Origin of the sequence: Collinsella sp. TM09-10AT (assembly GCF_003436275.1) — a bacterium.
Taxonomy (GTDB): Bacteria; Actinomycetota; Coriobacteriia; order Coriobacteriales; family Coriobacteriaceae; genus Collinsella.
In genome coordinates, this window is sequence record NZ_QSOP01000029.1 from 1 (window position 1) to 21,748 (window position 21,748).

The window sequence follows — 21,748 nt, forward strand, 5'->3', positions numbered from 1 at the left end:
ACGGTCCCGGGCTGACAATTTCGACTGTAATGGACGTTCTTAAACGACTAGTCGTTAATGAACGTCCCCAACGGCTATGTCCACTCATTCCGTGCGGGTTGTATGCAGGTTTGCCTGCGCACGCTATCATGTATGGGTTAGACCGCAACTATGTACCCCCATACGCGAAGGGATGCGCATGTATCTGAAGATCGACATGTTCTAGCCGGGCTTTACCCCCGCAGCGGCGCCCCGCGCCCCATCAATTCTGCCGATTTTCACCTTCACGCATATAAAAGGAGTCCGTCATGCGCGACAAGCTCGAAAAGATCATCAAGGCCTACGAGGAGCTCGAGAAGAAGCTTTCCGACCCAGCCGTCGCCTCCGATATCAAGGAGTTCACGCGTCTCAACAAGGAGTACGCGCACCAGTCCGACCTCATCGCTGCCTCGCGCGAGTACATCGGCGCGCTCGATGACATCGAGGCTGCCAAGGAAATGCTCCACGATACTACCGATGCCGATGAGAAGGAGATGCTCCAGATGGACATCTCCGAAAACGAGGCCAAGCTTCCCCAGCTCGAGGAAGACATCAAGTACATGCTCATCCCGAGCGACCCCAACGACGACAAGAACACCATCGTCGAGATTCGCTCCGCCGCCGGTGGCGACGAGGCGGCCATCTTCGCCGGCGACCTGTACAAGATGTATCAGCGCTTCTGCGAGTCGCGCGGCTGGAAGACCACCGTGCTCGACTCCAGCCCCAGCGAGGCCGGCGGCTTTAAGTCCATCGAGTTCAAGGTCGAGGGCGACCGCGTCTACTCCGTCATGAAGTTCGAGTCCGGCGTGCACCGCGTCCAGCGCGTTCCCAAGACCGAGTCCCAGGGTCGCATCCAGACCTCCACGGCAACCGTCGCCGTGCTTCCCGAGGCCGAGGAGATCGACGTTCAGATCAACCAGTCCGACCTGCGCATCGATACCTACTGCGCCTCCGGTCCTGGCGGTCAGTGCGTTAACACCACTTATTCCGCCGTGCGCATCACCCACCTGCCCACCAACACCGTGGTGCAGTCGCAGGAACAGCGCTCCCAGATCCAGAACCGCGAAGTCTGCATGCAGATGCTGCGCGCCCGTCTGTACGAGATGGAGCTCGAGAAGCAGCAGGCAGAGCTCGGTGCCGAGCGCCAGAGCCAGATCGGCCACGGCAACCGTTCCGAGAAGATCCGTACCTACAACCAGCCCCAGGACCGCGTGACCGATCACCGCATCGGCTTCAACTCCACCTACAACGGCGTCCTTCTGGGCGACCAGCTCGGCACCGTCATCGAGGCACTCGCCGCCGCCGAGCGAGCCGAGAAGCTGGCACAGGCCGTGTAGCGGGTTACGCGGTTTTGCCAAACCGCGTAACGGCTCGACGCTGCAAACGCCCCTAAGCGGCAATCTGACGTTCAATCGTCGGTCGCGTACCGAAGTACGCTTCCCTCCTTTTTCACGTCACCTTGCTCGCTTAGGGGCGTTTTCGCTGACTTATGTTCAACCTGCGGCGGGGCACTCATTGGGGACAGACTTAAATGAGTAGTCGTTGGGGACGTTGTTAAATGACTAGTCAAACAAGAACGTCCAACGACTAGGCAGGGCACATTGCTTTGAGATGTTATTCAATCGGTTTTGATGGCCTTTGAGCTGCTTACCTGCTTAAAGTAATTAACGGCATGCATCTGCAATTGAAAATATTGCTCGAAAAAACGTCCAAGAAGTCGCGGAGCGATTTTTGATGGGTCGTGCGTCAAGCGATGTGGCAAGTTCTTGGTTAGATATTGGTCAGTTTTGGGGCAACCTTGCCAAAAGCTTGACGAATGCAAATTTAGACGTCAGCGAATGAACACTTTGAGCGAGCTCGGTGCAAAATTCTGGGCTGATTCTCGATAATCGCCTTCAATCGCCCCTTGCCAAGCGCTGGCCTCGCTTACAATCTGCTCCGACATTCGCGCGCCGTCCGGCGCTTAAGAGGGGAGGGCCCCATGGCAAACGAGATTTGGACCATCAAGCGTTGTCTCGAGTGGACCAAGGAGTACCTGGCCGAGCGCGGCGAGGAGCACCCCCGTCTTTCTGCCGAGTGGCTGCTGTGCGCCGCCACGGGCCTGGCGCGCATTGACCTATATATGCGTATGGACGAGACGCTTAACGCGGCCCAGCTCGAGACCATGCATGCGGCCGTTGTCCGCCGCGCTAAGGGCGAGCCGCTGCAATACATCACGGGCAGCACGCAGTTTCGCATGATCGACGTCGCGTGCGCCCCCGGCGTGCTCATCCCGCGCCCCGAGACCGAGATGCTCGTCGAAGAAGTCCTGAACTATCTGGATACCGAGGTGCTGAGCCCCGAGGCCGCTGCCCGTCAGCGTGTTGAGCTGCCTTGGAACGATGAGGTCGAGCAGGCCCGCAAAGCTGAGGCGGCGTTGGCCGACGAACGCGCGACCGCCGAGCGCCGTGCTGCCAACCTGACGGCCGCCGATGAGGCTGCGCTGGGTAGCGACGTGCTCGGTAGCCGCGCCTATGCCGAGGAGCTTGCCGATCGCGAGGCCGAGGAAGCCGCCGCGCAAGCAGCAGAAGCCGAAGCCGCAAAAGCCGCCGAGCCCGAGCTCGACGAATACGACATCGCCATCGAGGGCGCCGACCAGGAGACGGTTTCAGCTCAGGATGCCGCTGCGCCTGCCCCAGCCGAGCCCCGCACTGCCCGCGTTCTCGAGGTCGGCTGCGGCACGGGCTGTATCTCGCTCTCGATCGCCTGGGAGCGTCGCGGCCACGTCACCTGCACTGCTACCGATATCGAGCCGCGCGCCATCGACCTTGCTACCAAAAACCGCGATGCGCTTGGCCTCACGTCCGACGAGGTCGCTTTCAGCCTCACGAACCTGGTGAGCTCCATTCCCCGTGAAGAGTGGGGCACCTTTGACGTACTCGTCTCCAACCCGCCCTACATCCCCACCGATGTCATGCGCTCGCTGCCGCACGAGGTCAAGGACTTTGAGCCCGATCTGGCGCTCGAGGGCGGTGCCGACGGCCTCGATATCTTCCGCCGCCTGCTCAACGCGGCGCCCTACATGTTGCGCGCCGGCGGCCTGTTTGCCTGCGAGCTCTACGAGGGCGCGCTCGACGCTGCGGCCGAGCTCTGCCGCCAAGCGGGTCTGTCGGACGTGCGCATCGTCCACGACCTCACCGATCGCCCCCGCATCGTCCGAGCCATCGTCACCGAGCCCAAACAGCGCCAGTAATATTTATTAACTGGTTAGCAAAAATTATAAAGTAGTTTATAATTAGGACGGCTGAAAGAGGTCGGCCCATGCAACCCCCTACCTTTCGGGAAATCATTGCCCTACTCAAGCACGATGGATTCGTGAAGGTCGCGCAAGTCGGTAGTCATGCTAAGTATGTTTCTGGTGACCGTGTTGTCACCGTGAACGGCTCTGGTGGTGATCGACCAAAGAAGGGCACGTGGGCAAGTATTCGTCGCCAAGCTGGATGGTAGTTGGAGGCAAAATGAGGCAGCGATTTACCTATGACTGCGTTCTCATAAAAGAAGACGACGGTTACTGCGCCAGCTTCCCGCAGATTCCCGGCGCCTTTGCCGATGGCGATACGCGCGAAGAAGCGATTGCCCATGCCACCGAGGCACTGATGGCGTTTTTGGCCGACGACCTCAACAACGGTTTGACTCCGGCAGGGTACGAACGCTCGGCCGAGGTCGTGGCCCTTTCAGTCGAAATCGACCACGAGGACGCTCGGGAAGCGGCGTGCCGAACATTTAAAGACGCAGCGCTGGACCTCAAAGTCTCCGCTCCGCGGATTACCGCGCTGGTCAAAGCCGGCAAACTCGATGTTGAACTCGTCGACGGCCGTCGGATGATAACGATAGACAGTATCGAGCGTTACGCCGCCCAAGAACGTCACGCCGGAAGACCAAAGAAGTTCGCAGCCGTCCAATAACCCCCTCACTTTCACCGACTACTAGAGCCGCTCACCAAACCAACATGCGCTCTGGGCAAATAGATTGAACGTTTCGTGCGAGAATGCCCCACAGTAAACAAACTTGCACCAGAGCGTAAGGGGCTGGCATACACATGCAGACGGTCTATCGGGTATACGAGGGAGCGCGCGAGCCGCATCGGCTTGCCGTCGAGCACACGGCCGAGGTGCTCGGCTGTGGCGGTCTGGCCCTGATCCCGACCGAGACCGTCTATGGTGTCGCTGTGGCAGTTAACGCCTTTTCGGACGCCGTGCCTCAAGATACAAGCGAATTCCCATCGTGGCCGCGAGATCCGCAGGCCACCGTCAACGGCGCCGCGGTCCCCGCACTCGGTACCGGCTATCGTCGTATCTTTACCCTCAAGCAGCGCGAGCTCACCCAAACGGTTGCCTGGCTGGTCGATGATGCCGAGGCACTCGTCCGCTATGGCGTGGATATCCCTAACGAGGCCCGCGTGCTCGCCCGACGATGCTGGCCGGGCGCCCTGACTATCGTGGTCAAGGCGGCCCCCTGCGTGCCGACCTTCATGCGCGCCGCCGACGACACGGTGGCGCTTCGCGCTTCGGCCTCGCCCGTGGTGCAGGCGCTCATCCGCGCCTGTGGCAGCCCCCTTGCCTGCACCAGCGCCAACACGCATGGCGCGCCCGCGCCGGCAAGCTTTGTCACGGTGGAGGAGCGCATCCTGGAGGGGGTCGATGTGGCCGTCGACGCCGGTGAGACCCCGTGTCGCGACGCTTCGACCATCGTGTCGTTTCAGCACGGTGAGCTCCAGATCCTGCGCCAAGGCGCGCTTCCCGCATCAGAGATCGAGCGGGTCCTGTCCGACCCGATGCAATAGAAAGGTGTAAGCGATGTCGTTGAATCTAGGTAGCCTGGGTATGGAAGACGCCTCGTTTAGCTTCGGCGGTTCCTACATCATGGCGCTCGACTGCGGCACCACCTCGGTACTCGCGACCATCGTCGACGAGTACGGCTGCATCGTCGCCCAGGCGCGTCGTAGCGTCAAAACCAGCTTCCCGCGCCCTGGCTGGGTGGAGCAAGACCCCATGGCGGTCCTTGCCAGCCAGATCGCCGTCATGATGGAAGTCCAGTTTAAGAGCGGTATCCACTCCGACCGCATTGCCGCCATCGGCATCTCCAACCAGCGCGAGACCACGGTGGTCTGGGACCGCGTGAGCGGTCAGCCGATCTATAACGCCATCGTATGGCAGTGCCGCCGTACCGCGCCGGCAATCGACGCGTTGGTTGAACAGGGTTGCGAGGAGCTGGTGCGCTCCCGCACGGGGCTTACGCTCGACCCGTATTTCTCGGCCTCCAAGGTGCAGTGGATTCTCGATAACGTCGACGGTGCGCGTGAGAGCGCGGCGACGGGCGACCTCATGTTCGGCACCATCGACACCTGGCTCATCTACAACCTCACCGGCGGTCAGGTCTTTGCCACCGACTACACCAATGCCAGCCGCACCGCGCTCTTTAATATCCATACGCTTGATTGGGACGACGATCTGCTGGCGCTTTTCGACGTCCCGCGTTCCATGATGCCCGAGGTTCGCTGGAGTTCGGGCGACTACGGTCGCGTCGCGAGCGACATCATGACCAACATGCCACCCATCATGGGCGTGGTGGGCGATCAGCAGGCGTCGCTGTTCGGCCACTGCTGCTTCCGTCCCGGCCAGACCAAAAACACCTATGGCACGGGTTGCTTTATGCTCATGAACACCGGCGACGAGATCGTCGAATCCAAGAACGGTCTGGTCTCCACGATCGGTATCGCCGCGGACGGCAAAATCAGCTATGCGCTCGAGGGTTCTATCTTTGCCGCCGGCTCCACCATGAACTGGCTTCGCAACAACATGGGCATCATCTCGAGCGTGAGCGAGTCGGCACAACTTGCCGCTTCGATTAACGACAACGAGGGCTGCTACTTCGTTCCCGCCTTTGCGGGTTTGGGCGCTCCCTGGTGGGACCCGCATGCCCGCGGTATCGTGTGCGGTCTGACCGGCGCCTCGAGCCGTGCGACCATCGTACGTGCCGCCTGCGAATCCATGGCATATCAGAGCTACGACGTGCTGCGCGCCATGGAGCAGGACGTGGGGCTTTCGATCGAGCGCCTGTCTGTCGATGGCGGTGCCTCGCGCAACGAGTTCATCATGCAATTCCAGGCCGACCTGCTGGATATCCCCGTGCTGCAATGCGAGACGGTGGAGACCACGGCAATCGGTGCCGCGTACTTGGCGGGTCTTGCCGTCGGCTATTGGGAAGACCTAGAAGAGCTGGAGCAAAATGCCCAGATCGTTAGGACCTTCCTTCCCCACATGTCTGCCGAGCGTCGCGAGCAAAACCTTGCGGGCTGGTGTGACGCAGTCAGGCGCTCGCTCAGTACCGCACAGTAGGGCTGCGATGGGCCGCTCGATACAACAAACCGCTAAACTAATGCATGGCGTGCGGTGGCGACATTGCTGCGCGCCTTGTCAGCAAGGCCGTTTTGCGGCCGCAACGAAAGGGGCAATCAACCCATGACCGTCACCTACGATGCGTCCCGTGTGACGCTTGTCGATCACCCGCTCGTCCAGCACAAGCTGTCGATCCTGCGCGACAAAAACACCGGCACCAACCAGTTCCGTCAGCTCGTGCGCGAACTCGCGCTTTTTGACGGCTACGAGGCCATGCGCGACCTGCCTATGGAAGACGTCGAGGTCGAGACCCCCATCACCACCGCCACGTTTAAGCAGCTTGCCGGCAAAAAGCTCGCCATCGTTCCCATCCTTCGTGCAGGCCTTGGCATGGTCGACGGCATCCTCGACCTGGTACCCTCTGCCCGCGTGGGCCACATCGGCATGGAGCGCGACGAGGTCATCCACGAGCCGCATGAGTACTACTGCAAGATGCCCAAGGATATCGACCAACGCATCTGCCTGGTTGTCGACCCCATGCTCGCCACGGGCGGTTCGGCCGAGATGGCTATCAGCTACTTGCGCGAGCGCGGTGTCAAGGACATCCGCATGCTGTGCATCGTGGCGGCCCCCGAGGGTCTCAAATCACTGACCGAAAAGGACCCCGACGTACATATCTATACCTGCGCCATCGACGACCATCTCAACGAGGCTGCCTACATCGTTCCCGGCCTCGGCGACGCCGGCGACCGCATCTACGGCACGCTCTAGTCGCTGGGCTAAACGGCCGCGGCTGCAAATACGAAGAAACGGTGCGCGCGGGCGAACAAAAGGCGACCGCGCGCACTCCTGTTAACGGACGTTTTGCCCTGCAGGGTTCGAGAAAAACGTATTACCGTACCTGCGGCATAAAGAAGGTCTTAAGAAAACGAACAGGTGCGTATTAACCGATGCTTTTTCGGTTGTACTTTAGCGATTGGCTCGTACAATAGTCACCAATGTTTGGCGGGAACTGTTCTGTGAAGCGTTAAAAAGGAAAGTGAGGACGCCAGTGTTTCAGATAGCCGATCTGCTCGCTATCGTTGCAGGCGCCATCGCGGGCGCAATTGCCTTCCTTCCCTTTGTCTTTACGCTCAAGCCGGTTCTTGACGATAAGCAGAATGCGGACATGCTCAAGGGTATGGTGAGTCTGGCGGTCTCGGCAATCGCTCTGCTCGTCTTTACCTTGGTTGTGTTTGTGTTGTTCGGAGAGGCATTTCGCATGTTCCTCCTGGGCGAGGCGATCGGCTTCGTGGCCTTTATGGCTGCCTGCACGGTTCGTGTCGTCAAGGCGCTGCGAGATCCTCATGAGGTCGAAAGGTAAGTCGTGGAAATTTTTGAAAAGCTGCCTGATGAGATTAATCATCTGGTCAGCGAGTTCAGCTCCACCCCTGTCGTGGGCGATCTGAGCTGCGGCATCACGCAGTACTCGTTTTGGCTGATCGTCTCCACGATCGTGCTCCTGATCGTCCTGGCCGTGTTCAAGAAGAAGCAGACCCTGGTCCCCAAGGGCTTCTTCGTCAACGGTTTCGAGTACATCATCGAGTACGTCGAGAACGATATCGGCAAGGGCGTCGTGGGTGAGAACTGGAAGAAGCACTTCCCGTTCCTGTGCTCGCTTTTCCTGTTCATCCTGATCAATAACATGATCGGCCTGATTCCGGGAATGAAGCCCGGCACCGGCGCAATCGGCTCCACCGCCGCGCTCGCCATCTTCGCCTTCGTGTACTTCATCTACTACGGATGCAAGGCTCACGGCGTGATCGGCTACATCAAGAGCCTCGCCCCGCAGGGCGTAAGCTTCCCGATGAACGTGCTTGTGTGGGTCGTCGAGCTTTTCTCGACCTTCCTGCGTCTCATCACGCTTGCCGTCCGTCTGTTCTGCAACATGTTCGCAGGACACGTGGTCATGGGCTCGTTCGCCATCATGGCGAGCATGTTCATGCAGCCGCTGCTTCAGCAGGTTTCCGCGGCCCACGCCGTTGGCGCCCTGCCTTCGCTAGCCTGGCTTGCCATCCTCATCCTGATCTATGCGATCGAGCTTGTGGTCGGCGCCATCCAGGCTTACGTCTTCACGGTCCTTACCGCCGTGTATGTCTCCGAGGCAGAGGAGGTCGCGGAGGAGGAGTAGCCTTCCGCTCGCGCCTTAAAGGTAAGCAATTCGTTAAACCGCCGGTGCCCGTACCCATGGAGCCCGGCAGTTATAAAAAAGGTTATCCTGCGTGAAATAAGACACGCACGACAAAGGAGGAATCGTGGGAGTTATCGGTTACGGTCTCGGTGTTATCGGCGCTGGTCTTGCTATCGGCCTGTCTGCTCTGGGTGCTACGGGTGCTATGGCCCGTCAGCCTGAGGTCCAGGGCCGCGTGTTCACCGTCTTCATCATGGGCTCCGCCTTCGGCGAGGCTCTGGCTCTGATCGGCTTCGTTGTCGCGCTGATCGTTAAATAGCACGGAGCGTCAAGTATGAATCTTTCATCCCAGAAGAGCGCGATCGCACTCTCCGCGTCCGCGGCCGCGCTGCTCATGCCGGTTTCCGCGTTCGCCGAGGACGGCGCTGCCGGTGCGGACATCCTCATCCCTAAGATGGCGGAGTTCATCCCGGCGCTTATCGCCTTCCTGATCATCTGGATCGTGCTGGCCAAGGTCGCCCTGCCGGGCATCATGAAAACCATGGAGGAGCGCGGCAAGAAGATCGAGGAGAGCCTCGACGAGGCCGAGAAGACCAAGCAGGAGGCTATCGCCAAGCGCGCTGAGTCCGACTCGATCGTCACCGACGCCCGCCGTCAGGCTGCCGACATCGTCCTCGAGGCCCGTAAGGACGCCGAGTCCGAGCGCGCCCGTATCATCGAGGCTGCTCACAAGGAGGCCGAGGAGATCATCGCCAAGGCCCATACGACCGTCGAGGACGAGCGCAAGTCCATCTACGCCGGTGCCGCGAGTTCCATCGCCGACCTGTCCGTTGCCGTCGCCACCAAGATCGTGGGCGAGGCACTCGAGGACGAGTCCGAGCAGAAGAAGCTCATCGAGCGCTACATCCAGGAAGCAGGTAGCCTGAATGCCGACTAGCCGCTATCAGGACAAGGTGCTCGAGACCTACGCGCGCTCCCTTCTGGAAGCCGCTAAGGCCGAGAACCATGTGTTCGAGGACCTCGAGATGATCGAGCGCCTGGCTAGCGCCAGCCCCGAGATCATCGCCGTGCTCGACACCATGTCCAAGCGCGACCAGCTCGACCTTCTTCCCAAGGTGGCAGCTGCCTTTAAGTATGTTGCCGAGGAAGACGAGGATGTAGTGGGCGTGACCGTCACCACGGCGATCCCGCTCGACGACGAGCTGCGTCAAACCATCACTAAGAAATGCGAGCAGGACTTCGGCCGCAAGGTATTCCTTATCGAGCAGGTCGACCCGTCTATCGTGGGCGGCCTGGTGCTCGAGGCCCGCGGCGAGCGTCGTGACATTTCCGTCAAGACGCAGCTGCGCATCGCGCAGGAGACCCTCGCAAACTCTGCTAATTCGTACGGAGGTGAAGCCTAATGTCCGAAACCCTCAATGCCCAGGATATCGCCAAGAAACTGCAGGAGCAGCTCACGAGCCTCTCCGCGACGGTCGATACGCATGAGGTTTCAACGGTCGACGAGGTAGGCGACGGCATCGCGCGCGTCTCCGGCCTCAAGAGCGCCATGGCAGGCGAGCTTCTGGAGTTCAAGAGCTCCGATACCGGTGAGACCGTCTTCGGCCTTGCCCAGAACCTTGACCGTGACGAGGTCGGCGCCGTTCTGTTTGGTGCCGTCGACTCCATCAAGGAAGGCGACGAGTGCCGCACCACTGGCCGCATTATGGATATCCCCGTGAGCCGTGCCATGCTCGGCCGCGTCGTCAATCCGCTCGGCCAGCCCATCGACGGCCTGGGCGACATCGTCGCCACGCACCGTCGCCCCATCGAGTTCAAGGCTCCCGGCGTCATCGATCGTACCCCGGTGTGCGAGCCGGTTCAGACCGGTCTGCTCGCTATCGACTCCATGGTGCCTATTGGCCGCGGTCAGCGTGAGCTCATCATCGGCGACCGTAAGACCGGTAAGACCGCCATCGCCATCGACGCTATCCTCAACCAGCGCGGCAAGGGCATGGTCTGCATCTATGTCGCCATCGGCCAGAAGGCCTCCACGGTTGCCAACATCCGCGAGACCCTCGCTCAGCACGGTGCGCTCGACTACACCATCATCGTTTCGGCCACCGCTGCCGATTCCGCCCCTATGCAGTACATCGCGCCTATGGCCGGTGCCGCTATCGGCGAGTTCTTCATGTACAACGGCGAGGACGGCAAGCCCGCCAGCGAGACCAACCCCGGCGGCCACGTGCTCGTCATCTACGACGACCTGTCCAAGCAGGCTGTGGCCTACCGTCAGATGTCGCTGACGCTGCATCGTCCGCCCGGACGCGAGGCCTATCCTGGCGACATCTTCTACCTGCACTCTCGTCTGCTCGAGCGTGCCGTCAAGATGTCCAAGAAGAACGGTTACGGCTCCATGACGGCACTGCCGATCATCGAGACCCAGGACGGCGACGTCTCGGCCTACATTCCGACCAACGTCATTTCCATTACCGATGGTCAGATCTACCTGCAGTCCGAGCTCTTCTTCCAGGGTCAGCGCCCGGCAGTCGATGTGGGCATCTCCGTGTCCCGCGTCGGTGGCGATGCGCAGACCAAGGCCATGAAGCAGGTCGCCGGCAACCTCCGTCTGGACCTCGCTTCCTATCAGGAGCTCGCTGGCTTTACGCAGTTCGGCTCCGACCTCGACGAGGCTACTCAGAAGCAGCTGACCCATGGTGCTCGCATGACCGAGCTCCTGAAGCAGCCGCGTTACAAGCCGTTTGAGGTTGGCGAGCAGATCGTTACGCTGTTCGCTGGCAACGAGGGCTTCCTGGATGACCTGGAGATCGCCGACGTGCTGCCCTTCCGTGCCGAGCTCATCGAGTACATGGACAATGGCTTTGGTTCGCTGCTCGACAAGGTTCGCGCCAAGAAGATCGATGATGACACCAAGGCTGAGCTCTTGCGCGTCATCGGCGACTTCAAGCAGCAGTTCATGGCCAAGCACCATTCGGATGTTTCTGGATCAGAGGAGAACTAAGCCCCATGGCCAACCTTCGCGACATTAAGAAGCGAATCTCCTCGGTTACCACGACCAAGCAGATCACGCGCACGATGGAGATGGTCTCTACGGCCAAGATCCGTCGTGCCCTCGATCGCTCCAAGCAGGCCGAGCCCTATAAGGAGGCGCTGACCGACGTCATGTTGACGGTCGCCGGCGACGCCTCCTGTTCGGGCACCGATCCCATGCTGCAGAAGCATGAGAGCGTTAAGCGTGGCCTGATTGTCGTCATTGCTTCGGACCGCGGCCTTGCCGGCGGTTTCAATACGACGGTGGAGCGCACGGCCGAAAAGCTCGCCGCTTCTTGGGCGAACGATGGCATCGAGTGCGAGATCATCGCGTGTGGGCGCAAACCGGCCACGTATTTCCGTGACCGCGCAAACGTTGTCATGCACTTTGAGGGCAACTCCTCTGAGCCCGATTTCAATCAGGCCCGCATGATCTCCTCTCATATCTGCGATGCGTATCGTGCCGGTGAGCTTGACCGTGTCGAGCTTGTCTACCACCACGCCAAGAACCGCGTGGATCAGGAGCTTCGCGTCGAGCATCTGTTGCCGCTCGACCCCGAGATGATCGCTATGGCCCACGGTCCGCGTAAGAACGAGACCGACGCCCCTAAGCGCATCTCGTCCACGTTCGAGTTCGTGCCCTCTCCCGAGCATGTTCTCGGCAAGCTTGTGCCGTCTTACATCCTGACGGTCATCTACCAGGCCCTGATCGATTCGGCGGCTGCCGAGCAGGGTGCACGCCGCAAGGCCATGCACTCCGCGACGGAAAACGCCACCGCGATCATCTCGACCCTTACCCGCACGTATAGTCGCGTGCGCCAGGCTTCGATCACGACCGAGATTAACGAGATCGTCGGCGGAGCCTCAGCATTGGAGGAACAGTAATGGCTAATAACACCGTAAAGCTTGCGGTCGAGGAAGCCACCAAGAAGACGACTGCCGGTGATGGTCGCATCGTGCGAATCATCGGCCCTGTCGTCGACGTCAAGTTTGACGGCGCGGTGCCCCCGATCTACAACGCGCTCACGGTCGAGGCCGAGACCCCGATCGGTCATCTGAGCACGATCCTCGAGGTCGAGAGCCAGCTTCCGGGCGGCGTCGTCCGCACGGTCGCCATGTCCTCGACCGACGGCCTGCAGCGCGGCCTCATCGCCACCGATACCGGTGAGCCCATGAAGATGCCCGTTGGCCCCAAGACGCTCGGCCGAATTTGGAACGTTATGGGCAAGCCCGTCGACGGCAAGCCCATGCCCGAGGTGGAGGAGTTCTACCCCATCCACCATGCAGCGCCCCGTTTCGACGAGCTCACCACCAAGACCGAGATCTTCGAGACCGGCATCAAGGCCGTCGACCTGCTCGAGCCCTACATCCGTGGCGGCAAGACAGGCCTGTTCGGCGGCGCCGGCGTCGGCAAGACCGTTCTGATTCAGGAGCTCATCAACAACCTCGCCCAGGAGCACGGTGGCACCTCGGTGTTCACCGGCGTCGGCGAGCGTACCCGCGAGGGCACCGACCTGTTCCTCGAGATGAGCGAGTCTGGCGTTATCGACAAGACCTGCTTGGTCTATGGTCAGATGAACGAGCCGCCCGGAGCGCGTCTGCGCATCGGTCTGGCCGGCCTTACCACCGCTGAGTACTTCCGCGATCGCGGCCAGGACGTTCTGCTGTTCATCGACAACATCTTCCGCTTCTCCCAGGCAGGTTCCGAGGTTTCCGCACTGCTGGGCCGTATGCCGTCCGCCGTTGGTTACCAGCCCACGCTGGCAACCGAGATGGGCGACCTCCAGGAGCGCATTACCTCGACCAAGACGGGCTCCATTACCTCCGTCCAGGCTGTCTACGTCCCCGCAGACGACCTGACCGACCCGGCGCCTGCCACGACGTTTACGCACCTCGACGCCACCACGGTTCTTTCGCGTAGCATTTCGTCGCTCGGCCTGTTCCCGGCTATCGACCCGCTCGCGTCTTCCTCCGACGCTCTCGATCCCTCGATCGTTGGCGAGGAGCACTACCGTGTCGCCGTCAAGGTCCAGGAGCTCCTGCAGGAGTACTCCGACCTTCAGGACATCATCGCCATTCTGGGTATGGACGAGCTGTCCGAGGAGCAGCGTCTTACGGTCAACCGTGCCCGTAAGATTCAGCAGTTCCTCTCGCAGTCCTTCCACGTCGCCGAGAAGTTCACCGGCAACCCCGGTGTCTACGTCCGCGTCGAGGATACCGTCCGCTCTTTCGCCGAGATTGTCGACGGCAAGGCCGATGACCTGCCCGAGCAGGCTTTCCGCTATGCTTCCACGATTGAGGACGTGCGCGAGCGCGCCCGCAAGATGGGGGAGAAGTAGGTTATGCGTATCCGCATCGTGTGCCCCGTGAGCTGCGCCTATGAGGGCGACGCTGCGTTTGTGTCGATTCCGTCCACGGATGGCGAGTTTGGCGTCCTGCCTGCTCACTCCAGCGAGATTTGCACGATCGACCGCGGCTACGTTCGCGTTTCCGATAAGGCCATGGGCACTGTCGACCACACGTTTGCCGTGGCCGGCGGCTATGTCCAGGTTGCGGACGATGTCGTGACCGTTCTCGCCGAGCGCGCTTGCGATTTGGCGACCGTCGATGCCGACAAGCTTAAAGCTGATATTCAAGGTTTTGAAGAGAAGCTGGGTAATTTGTCGGAGGATGATGCACGCCGCGCCTACCTCTATAATGAAATCGCATGGTGTAAGCTCAAGCTTGCCCAATAGTCAAACGATTTAGCGTTCGACCATTTGCGAACACATCATGCCCGGGATGGCCCAGCCACCCCGGGCATGCTTTTTGAAAGGGTAGACCTTGGATATTATCCGCGTTGAGGGTGGCCACGCCATTGGAGGCTCCGTGCCCGTCTCGGGCGCCAAGAACTCCGCGCTCAAACTCATGGCGGCAACGCTTCTGGCGCCGGGCAAGACGACGCTGCAGAACGTGCCCGATATTTCCGATGTCCACGTGATGGGCAAGGTGCTCAAGAGCATGGGCGCTACGATCGATGTTCTCGACGAGCACACGCTCGAGATTGATACCTCTCAGGTCGATTCATGGGAGGCCCCCTACGAGCTCGTTGCCAAGATGCGCGCTTCCACCGCCGTCATGGGGCCCCTGCTGGGCCGCTTCCATCGCGCCAAAATTGCCATGCCGGGCGGCTGCAACCTGGGTGCTCGTAAGATCGATATGCACATTCTTGGTCTTGAGGCCCTGGGCGTTGAGTTCGATACCGCCCACGGTTACATCAACGCTAATGCGCCCCAAGGTCTGCGCGGTACCACCGTCACGCTCGAGTTTGCCAGCGTCGGTGCGACCGAGAACCTCATCATGGCCTCTGTGCGCGCACAGGGCACCACGGTTATCGACAATGCCGCCCGCGAGCCCGAGATCGTCGATCTCGCTAACATGCTCAACGAGATGGGCGCCAAGATTGTTGGCGCCGGTACGCCCGTCGTGACTATCGAAGGCGTGGAAGAGCTCCATCCCGTTACCCATCGCGTGGTGGGCGACCGCATCGAGGCCGGTACCTTTATCGTTGCCGGTGCGTTGATGGCCGACGATCGCGGTGTCGATGTCACGGGCTTTTGCCCCATTCACTTGGGCATGGTGCTCAAGAAGATGGAGCTTATGGGTATCGACTGCGAGCGCGTCGAGGATGGCGTCCATGTGAACCGTGCCGAGCGTATCAAGCCGGTCGACATCCAGACGCTTCCGTTCCCCGGTTTCCCGACCGACATGCAGGCGCAGATTATGGTGCTCTCCGCCCTTGCCGACGGCAGTTCCGTTATTACCGAAAACATCTTCGAGAATCGCTTTATGTTTGCCTCTGAGCTGGTGCGCATGGGTGCCGACATTCGTATCGAGAGCCATCATGCCATGATTCATGGCGTCAAGGGCTTCTCGGGCGCACAGGTTACCTCGCCCGATCTGCGTGGCGGAGCGGCCCTCGTCGTAGCGGGCTTGATCGCCGACGGGACGACCGAGGTTTCGGCCATCCATCACATCAAGCGCGGCTACGAGCGGTTTGTCGAAAAGCTGCAGGCGCTCGGCGCGCATGTCGAGCATGCTACCGTCTCCGATCCCGTCATCTACTAATACAGGTTGCCTATGTTTAATAAAAAGCCCCTCGCGGATACCACCACCCGAAGACCCTCAACTGGTGCGCAGGCCAAGATCTACAGTCGCGATAACGTGGCTCGTTATTCCGAGCGAGCTCGCCAACGTCGTCGTAGCCACACGATTCGCCACGTCGCGCTCATTGTCGTGCTTGGCGTGCTACTGAGCGCCACTACCGCTGCCGGCCTGTGGTTTGCCACCATTATGGGCAAGCTCGGCGATTCTAATGTCATTACCGACAATCTGCGTCGGGTTCTGGTTGACACCGATGAGGCAAAGGATCCGTTCTACGTGCTGCTTCTTGGCACCGACGGCCGTCCGGGCGAGGATACGTATCGTGCCGACTCGATTATCCTGGCACGCATCGACCCCACGCAAAAGCAGGCGACGCTCATTTCCGTTCCGCGCGACACCAAGGTCGTGTACAAGGGCGAGACCATGAAGATCAACGCCTGCCATACCGTTGGCGGCGCCGAGGCCATGGTCGAGGCGGTCAACGAGCTGTGCGGTGTTCAGATTTCCCACTATGCCGAGGTCAGCTTCGACGGTATGCAGGCGCTGATTGATTCGGTTGGCGGTATCGACATTAACGCAACCGATGATGTTGACGACCCCGAGCACCTGGATATTAAGATTACCGCTGGCCAGCAGCATATGGACGGTGCCACCGCCCTTACCTATGCCCGCTGCCGCTACACCTATGCCGACGGCGATTACACGCGCATGCGCCACCAGCGTCAGGTGCTTGGCGCCCTTGCCAACCAGATTCTCAATAACTTCGATGCCACGAAGATCTTTGGCCTGGTTAATTCGCTGTCCGATATGCTCGTAACCGATATGAGCGTTCAGGATATCGTGGCTACGGTCAATGCCATGCGCGGTATGGATGTCGACGGTATCTACTCGGCCAACCTGCCCTCGTACGCCGACGACAGCACCATGATCGACGGCGTGAGCTATGTCTTTGTCTACGAGGACGAGCTCAAGGAAATGATGGAGCGCGTCGATGCCGGCAAGGATCCCAAGGGTCCCAACACCATGGGTCTTTCCGACGGCTCCAGCTCTACGATCGGTGACCTCAGCAACAACACGTCTGACGACTACGCAAACGGTACCGCAACCTCATCGGTCAGCTCTGACGATTCCGATGGCTCAAGCGATTCGAGCGATTCGGACTACTACGAAGAGCCCACCGGCGACGGCAACGGCTACGAGGCCAACTACTAGGGTTACGCGGTTTTACCAAACCGCGTAACCGCTTGACGCTGCGCGGGCCGCATTTGGACAATCTGACGTTCAACTTCAAGGGCGCGACCAGAAGGTCAGCGCCCTTTCGTTTCACGTCACCTTGTCTCAAATGCGACCCGCTCGCTGCCCGTCCTCAACCTGCGACGTTAGTCATTGGGGACGTTCTTAAACGACTGGTCAAAGGGGACACTCTTGATGCACTTGGCACTTGGGGACGTTCCTTTTGTGCCGGCAGTTTGGGACACTCCTTGCGTTAAGAGGCTGGCGTGCGTCAACCTGTTCTCATTGCAGCAAAAAATCGCCCCGTTCTTGGTTGAGGACGGGGCGATTCGTCTTTTTGACTTGTGCAGCCAGGCTTATGCAAAGCGGGCGACGAGCTCCTGGAGCACGTCGGTCATCTTGACGAGCGAACTGACCGGGACGAATTCGTTGACGCCGTGATAGCAATAGCCGCCGGTGGAAAGGTTGGGGCAGGGCAGACCGCGGAACGACAGCTGCGCGCCGTCGGTGCCGCCGCGAATCGGCAGCACTTGGGGCTCAACGCCGCAGGCAAGGTAGGCTTCCTTGGCAACATCAATAAGCTCGGGATAGTCACGAACGATTTCGGCCATATTTCGATACTGCTGCTTAATCTCGACCGTTACGCGCTCCTCACCCAGACGCTGGTTGAGCATCGAGGCGGCGGCATCAATAAGGTCGAGTTTCTGCTGGAACTTGGCGGCGTCATGGTCGCGGACGATGTAGCGCGCCGTGGCGTGATCGACGGTTGCAGATACGCCCTCAAGGTGATAAAAGCCCTCGTAGCCTTCCGTATACTCCGGGCGCTGCACGTAGGGGAGCAACGCGTTGAAGTCGCAGAACAGATTGCCTGCGTTGACCATACGGCCCTTGGCGTCGCCCGGGTGGATGGACTGGCCCTCAAAGCGGATGGTCGCCTCGGCGGCGTTAAAGCACTCCCACTCCAGCTCGCCGATGGGGCCGCCGTCGACCGTGTAGGCGTACTTGCAGCCAAAGGTATCGATATCCAACAGCTCGGCTCCGTGACCGATCTCCTCGTCAGGGCAGAAGCAAATGCCGAGTGCGGGATGGGGCAGAGAAGGGTCCTGAGCGATACGCGCGACAAGCGACATGATCTCGGCGACGCCTGCCTTGTCGTCCGCGCCCAGCAGCGTGGTGCCATCGCTGCAGACCAAGTCCTCACCCGCGAGGTCGTTCAGGGCGGGAAGCTTGGCGGTACTCATGGCAACGGGCTTACCGTCAACCGTGCCGCAGACCAGGTCGCCGCCTTCGTAGTGTACGATGTGCGGCTTCACGCCGGCGCCCGGTGCAACTTCGGTGGTGTCGAGATGGGCGATCAGGCCCAGGGCGGGCTTGTCCTCAGCGCCCGCACTTGCGGGGATATGCGCGCAGACATAGGCGTGCTCGGTCACGTGGGCATCTTCCGCACCAAGCTCGCGCAGCTCTTCAGCCAGCACGTTGGCAAGGTCAAACTGAACGGTGCTCGAAGGTACCTGGTCGCAGTTTGCATCCTCGGACTGCGTGTTGATCTGGACGTAGCGCAAAAAGCGTTCGAGGACATCGGGGTTCGTGGTGGTGTTTTCCATAAAGACCGCTCCAATCTTGGTCGTCGTGTGCAACAAGAACTCTAGCACGGTATGCCACGGCATACCGCGATGCTTGGATGGGGTAGAATCAGCCATTGAATGCAGAAGGGACGGAAGATCATGGATACGACAAATAGCTCGCGCGAACTACATCTGACGGTGGCGAACGAAGACTACTTGGAGTGCATGGTTCGCATTGAAAGCGAAGAGGGGGAAACCAACGGCGTGCGATCGGTCGACATCGCGCAGCGCCTTGGCGTCTCCAAGGCATCGGTCAATAAAGCGGTTTCGGCGCTCAAGGCATCCGAGCTTGTCGAGCAATCGCACTATGGCAAGGTAATCCTGACCGATCGCGGCCGCGAGGTTGGCACGGCTATCTGGTACCGTCATCGCCTCATCCGCACGTTTTTGGTTCAGGAGCTCGGTGTCGAATTTGAGCGAGCCGATTCCGAGGCCTGCATGATGGAGCATGCACTATCCGAGGACACGATGAACCGCTGGCTCGCCTATCTCGAAAAGCAGGGAATCAGCGTCGAGGAATAGCGGGATATATGGATACGAGTTATTACAACCGCTTTGGTGCCGAGGAACTTACGCGCCGCTTGTCGAGCGAGACCTTGTTGGCGCAGGGCCCCATGGGCAGTGTCTTGTTGAGTGAGTACGATGCCGCCGACATTCCACCGGCGTTTTGGAATCTGGCAGAGCCGCAGACCGTTTCTCGCATCCATCGCTTGTATGTCGCCGCCGGCGCGCAGGTGCTCATTACCAACACCTTTCAGGCATCGAGCTATGCCCTCAAGCACGACCAGATTTCGCCGTCCGTGGCGGAGGTCAATCGCGGGGCCGTCGACGATGCTCGCCAGGCGCACCCTCAGCTGCTGCTGGGCTCGATGGGCCCGATCGGTATTGAGTGGTTTGCCGAGGACTCTGCCGAGTATCGTGAAATCCGAGGCATTGCGCGCGAACAGGCGCACGCCTTGCTCAATGCCGGCGTTGACGGTCTGCTGATCGAGACGGTGACGTCTATCCGTAATTTGCAGCCCATGCTTGCCGGCGCTCGAGATGCCGCCGACGGCATGCCTGTTCTGGTGAGTTTTGTCGTTGACGATAAAGGCGACCTGTTGGGCGATGGCCTCAACATCGAGGCAGCCGTTTTGTACGCCGAAAAACACGGCGCAAACTCGGTTGGTGTCAATTGCTGTTCGCTTGCGGCCGCGAACGCGGCGGTGCCCAGGATGGTTGCATCGGCGACTACTCCCGTCACGGTGCGTCCCAACGTAGGCGATCCGGTCCAGACTCAGGATGGCCCCGTATGGCACGAGAACCCCGAAGCTTTCGCGCGCGCATGCATCGAATGGAGACATGCCGGTGCCGCAATGGTGGGCAGTTGCTGTGGAACCACGGCAATCACTACGGCAGCGATGGCCGAGGCGCTCGATATATAAAGGGCAAAACCGCTCCATACGGGGCGGTTTTTTTTATTGCCTGCATGTCCTCGGCAGCATTTGCCCAAATGGTGAATGCTGGTGCCGGCAGGTTGCCGAGTGTGTATCGCGGGTATACCTCATGCGTACCATGATCCAAACACTGTGAGGTGTCTGCGCGTGTGCGCGATAATTCATTTTGGAACTGACGGTTGGCGCGCTCGCGTCGATGAGGACTTCAATGCCGATAACGTTGCCCGTATCGCCGATGCCGTCGGCGAGTTGTGGCAAAAGACCAATCCGGGCAAAACGGTATATATAGGGTTCGACACTCGGCCCCTGGCGCGCGAGTTCGCTGAGCTTGCGGCGGGTGTGCTAGCAGCGCACGGGCTAGACGCCGTGCTCGCTTCGCGACCTGTTCCGACCCCTGCCCTTACGTGGGCGGCGGCTTATGACGGTGAGGCGTGCGGCGCGCTCATGGTGACGGGGTCCCATCATCCGCAGGGTTATCTGTGTCTCAAGATTCGCATGGGTGACGGCTCGACCGCCAACCAGGATGTCATCGAAGAGCTCGAAGAGACCATGGCTCCCGAGCCAATGGGGATCGAGGGGCAATATCGCACCGCGGATATCATTCCTGACTATATGCAAGCGGTGGCATCGTTTGTCGATGCCGAAGCCATCCGCGCCGCGCACCTGCGCGTGGTTGTTGACCCCATGGGCGGCGCAGCCCAGGGCTATCTAGCCGACTTGCTGCGCGAGCTTGGCGTTGAGGTGCACGAGATTCACGCCGGGCAGGCGCCTGACCAAGAAGATATCTGCCCCGACCCCGTTGAGCCGTGGGTGGACGCTTGCGAGCATACGGTTATCGAGGACGGAGCTTGCGCTGGCCTGGTGACCGACGGCGACGCCGACCGTATCGGCGCGGTTGACGAGCGCGGCAGATATATACATCCGCATCAGATCATGGCGCTCGTTTTGGGTGACTTGGTTCAATTTCGTAATTTGGAGGGGCGCGTCGTCGTCAATCTTTCGTGCTCGACGCTCGTGCGTCGCATTGCCGAGGCGCTTGGCTGCCGCGTGACCGTCAAACCAGTCGGTTTCAAATATATAGCGGCAGAGATGAAGAAGGGTGGCGTCCTCATAGGCGGCGAAGAAGCCGGTGGTATCGGCATCGCCGCGCATATGCCCGAGCGCGATGGAATCCTCGCCTGTCTGATTCTGTGTGAGCTTATGGCAAAGACGGACGCGCCTTTGGGCGTTCTGGTCGACCAACTCGAGGACAGATTTGGTAAGACGAGTTACGGTCGACGCGATTTGCGCCTTGAGGCCGAAGATGCCGAAACGTTGCGAACCCTGCTGCCGGGCGTAAACCCCAAGTCGATTTGTGGCAAGGTACCGCAAAACGTTAGTCATATGGATGGCTTGCGTTTAGCATTCGAGGATGATACGTGGCTGCTGGTCCGTCCTAGCGGGACCGAACCAGTGGTGCGCGTCTACGCCGAGGGGTTCTCAGTGGAAGAGCGTGATGAGTTGCTCGATGCTGGCTGTGCTTTAGCTAGGGGAACGTATCCGCTTTAACCATGAGACTGCCTTATATAAAGAGATGCTCGGCGAGGGGTAGTTAACGGCTGGCAAACGTTAGTCGGATCCCAAATTGTGTAGGAAATGTGTACGCCCAGATTCCCGCCCCCGACGCCCCTCCGGTCTGGCAATATATCTCCTTGCCGCGCGGCCCGGTCGGACCGG

22 protein-coding genes are annotated in these 21,748 nt (G+C 60.2%); 21 read left to right on the plus strand and 1 reads right to left on the minus strand.

Annotation, left to right across the window (positions count from 1 at the left end; all coding sequences use genetic code 11):
* Positions 1 to 287: 287 nt before the first annotated feature.
* From prfA to DXD77_RS09600, 18 genes are all read left to right on the plus strand, one after another.
* On the plus strand, positions 288 to 1,355 hold the full coding sequence (gene prfA / locus DXD77_RS09515; protein WP_055252487.1) for a peptide chain release factor 1: 1,068 nt from the start codon (positions 288 to 290) through the stop codon (positions 1,353 to 1,355).
* Between the two features lie 644 nt (positions 1,356 to 1,999).
* Entirely contained in the window at positions 2,000 to 3,250 is a 1,251-nt protein-coding gene (locus DXD77_RS09520) for a HemK/PrmC family methyltransferase (protein WP_117646264.1), read from the plus strand.
* 68 nt (positions 3,251 to 3,318) lie between these two features.
* Complete coding sequence (locus DXD77_RS10680) at positions 3,319 to 3,504, plus strand: type II toxin-antitoxin system HicA family toxin (protein ID WP_089573106.1); 186 nt, start codon at positions 3,319 to 3,321, stop codon at positions 3,502 to 3,504.
* Positions 3,471 to 3,962 (plus strand): type II toxin-antitoxin system HicB family antitoxin, encoded by a 492-nt coding sequence (locus tag DXD77_RS09530; protein WP_147324169.1) that lies wholly within the window; start codon positions 3,471 to 3,473, stop codon positions 3,960 to 3,962. Before DXD77_RS10680 ends, DXD77_RS09530 begins: the two co-directional genes overlap by 34 nt.
* A gap of 134 nt (positions 3,963 to 4,096) precedes the next feature.
* Entirely contained in the window at positions 4,097 to 4,840 is a 744-nt protein-coding gene (locus DXD77_RS09535; protein ID WP_117564999.1) for an L-threonylcarbamoyladenylate synthase, read from the plus strand.
* Between the two features lie 13 nt (positions 4,841 to 4,853).
* The gene (glpK, locus tag DXD77_RS09540; RefSeq protein WP_117564998.1) at positions 4,854 to 6,395 is read left to right on the plus strand and encodes a glycerol kinase GlpK; all 1,542 of its coding nucleotides are present in this window, start codon (positions 4,854 to 4,856) and stop codon (positions 6,393 to 6,395) included.
* 123 nt (positions 6,396 to 6,518) lie between these two features.
* Positions 6,519 to 7,166: a uracil phosphoribosyltransferase gene (gene upp, locus DXD77_RS09545; RefSeq protein WP_117564997.1), complete on the plus strand. Its 648-nt coding sequence runs from the start codon at positions 6,519 to 6,521 to the stop codon at positions 7,164 to 7,166.
* Between the two features lie 280 nt (positions 7,167 to 7,446).
* Positions 7,447 to 7,758, plus strand: coding sequence for a hypothetical protein (locus tag DXD77_RS09550; protein WP_117564996.1), 312 nt, complete (start codon positions 7,447 to 7,449; stop codon positions 7,756 to 7,758).
* A 3-nt stretch (positions 7,759 to 7,761) separates the two neighbouring features.
* Positions 7,762 to 8,565 carry a F0F1 ATP synthase subunit A gene (atpB, locus tag DXD77_RS09555; RefSeq protein ID WP_022094263.1) on the plus strand — a complete coding sequence of 268 codons (804 nt, stop codon included), beginning with the start codon at positions 7,762 to 7,764 and terminating at the stop codon, positions 8,563 to 8,565.
* Between the two features lie 124 nt (positions 8,566 to 8,689).
* Complete coding sequence (locus DXD77_RS09560; RefSeq protein ID WP_022094262.1) at positions 8,690 to 8,884, plus strand: ATP synthase subunit C; 195 nt, start codon at positions 8,690 to 8,692, stop codon at positions 8,882 to 8,884.
* Positions 8,885 to 8,899: 15 nt separating this feature from the next.
* Positions 8,900 to 9,502 (plus strand): F0F1 ATP synthase subunit B, encoded by a 603-nt coding sequence (gene atpF / locus DXD77_RS09565; RefSeq protein WP_055286332.1) that lies wholly within the window; start codon positions 8,900 to 8,902, stop codon positions 9,500 to 9,502.
* Positions 9,492 to 9,968 carry a FoF1 ATP synthase subunit delta gene (locus DXD77_RS09570; RefSeq protein WP_006235713.1) on the plus strand — a complete coding sequence of 159 codons (477 nt, stop codon included), beginning with the start codon at positions 9,492 to 9,494 and terminating at the stop codon, positions 9,966 to 9,968. The genes atpF and DXD77_RS09570 overlap by 11 nt, the downstream gene beginning before the upstream one ends.
* Positions 9,968 to 11,566, plus strand: coding sequence for a F0F1 ATP synthase subunit alpha (gene atpA / locus DXD77_RS09575; RefSeq protein ID WP_035138794.1), 1,599 nt, complete (start codon positions 9,968 to 9,970; stop codon positions 11,564 to 11,566). Before DXD77_RS09570 ends, atpA begins: the two co-directional genes overlap by 1 nt.
* A gap of 5 nt (positions 11,567 to 11,571) precedes the next feature.
* Entirely contained in the window at positions 11,572 to 12,480 is a 909-nt protein-coding gene (atpG, locus tag DXD77_RS09580; protein ID WP_089573102.1) for an ATP synthase F1 subunit gamma, read from the plus strand.
* On the plus strand, positions 12,480 to 13,934 hold the full coding sequence (gene atpD, locus DXD77_RS09585) for a F0F1 ATP synthase subunit beta (protein WP_006235717.1): 1,455 nt from the start codon (positions 12,480 to 12,482) through the stop codon (positions 13,932 to 13,934). Before atpG ends, atpD begins: the two co-directional genes overlap by 1 nt.
* A gap of 3 nt (positions 13,935 to 13,937) precedes the next feature.
* On the plus strand, positions 13,938 to 14,330 hold the full coding sequence (gene atpC, locus DXD77_RS09590; protein ID WP_117564995.1) for an ATP synthase F1 subunit epsilon: 393 nt from the start codon (positions 13,938 to 13,940) through the stop codon (positions 14,328 to 14,330).
* Between the two features lie 88 nt (positions 14,331 to 14,418).
* The gene (murA, locus tag DXD77_RS09595; RefSeq protein ID WP_117648529.1) at positions 14,419 to 15,702 is read left to right on the plus strand and encodes a UDP-N-acetylglucosamine 1-carboxyvinyltransferase; all 1,284 of its coding nucleotides are present in this window, start codon (positions 14,419 to 14,421) and stop codon (positions 15,700 to 15,702) included.
* A 12-nt stretch (positions 15,703 to 15,714) separates the two neighbouring features.
* A complete protein-coding gene (locus DXD77_RS09600) occupies positions 15,715 to 16,950 on the plus strand; it encodes an LCP family protein (protein ID WP_117564993.1) in 1,236 nt (411 codons plus the stop codon).
* Between the two features lie 377 nt (positions 16,951 to 17,327).
* Here DXD77_RS09600 and pepT read toward each other — a convergent pair whose 3' ends face one another.
* Positions 17,328 to 18,575 (minus strand): peptidase T, encoded by a 1,248-nt coding sequence (pepT, locus tag DXD77_RS09605; RefSeq protein ID WP_117564992.1) that lies wholly within the window; start codon positions 18,573 to 18,575, stop codon positions 17,328 to 17,330.
* Positions 18,576 to 18,695: 120 nt separating this feature from the next.
* On the opposite strand from pepT, the gene DXD77_RS09610 reads away from it, so the two are divergent.
* The 3 genes from DXD77_RS09610 to DXD77_RS09620 all read left to right on the plus strand — a co-directional run bounded on the left by DXD77_RS09610 (position 18,696) and on the right by DXD77_RS09620 (position 21,580).
* A complete protein-coding gene (locus tag DXD77_RS09610; protein WP_117564991.1) occupies positions 18,696 to 19,118 on the plus strand; it encodes a metal-dependent transcriptional regulator in 423 nt (140 codons plus the stop codon).
* Positions 19,119 to 19,126: 8 nt separating this feature from the next.
* Positions 19,127 to 20,020: a homocysteine S-methyltransferase family protein gene (locus tag DXD77_RS09615; protein WP_117564990.1), complete on the plus strand. Its 894-nt coding sequence runs from the start codon at positions 19,127 to 19,129 to the stop codon at positions 20,018 to 20,020.
* 159 nt (positions 20,021 to 20,179) lie between these two features.
* Entirely contained in the window at positions 20,180 to 21,580 is a 1,401-nt protein-coding gene (locus tag DXD77_RS09620) for a phosphoglucomutase/phosphomannomutase family protein (protein ID WP_117564989.1), read from the plus strand.
* Positions 21,581 to 21,748: the final 168 nt, after the last annotated feature.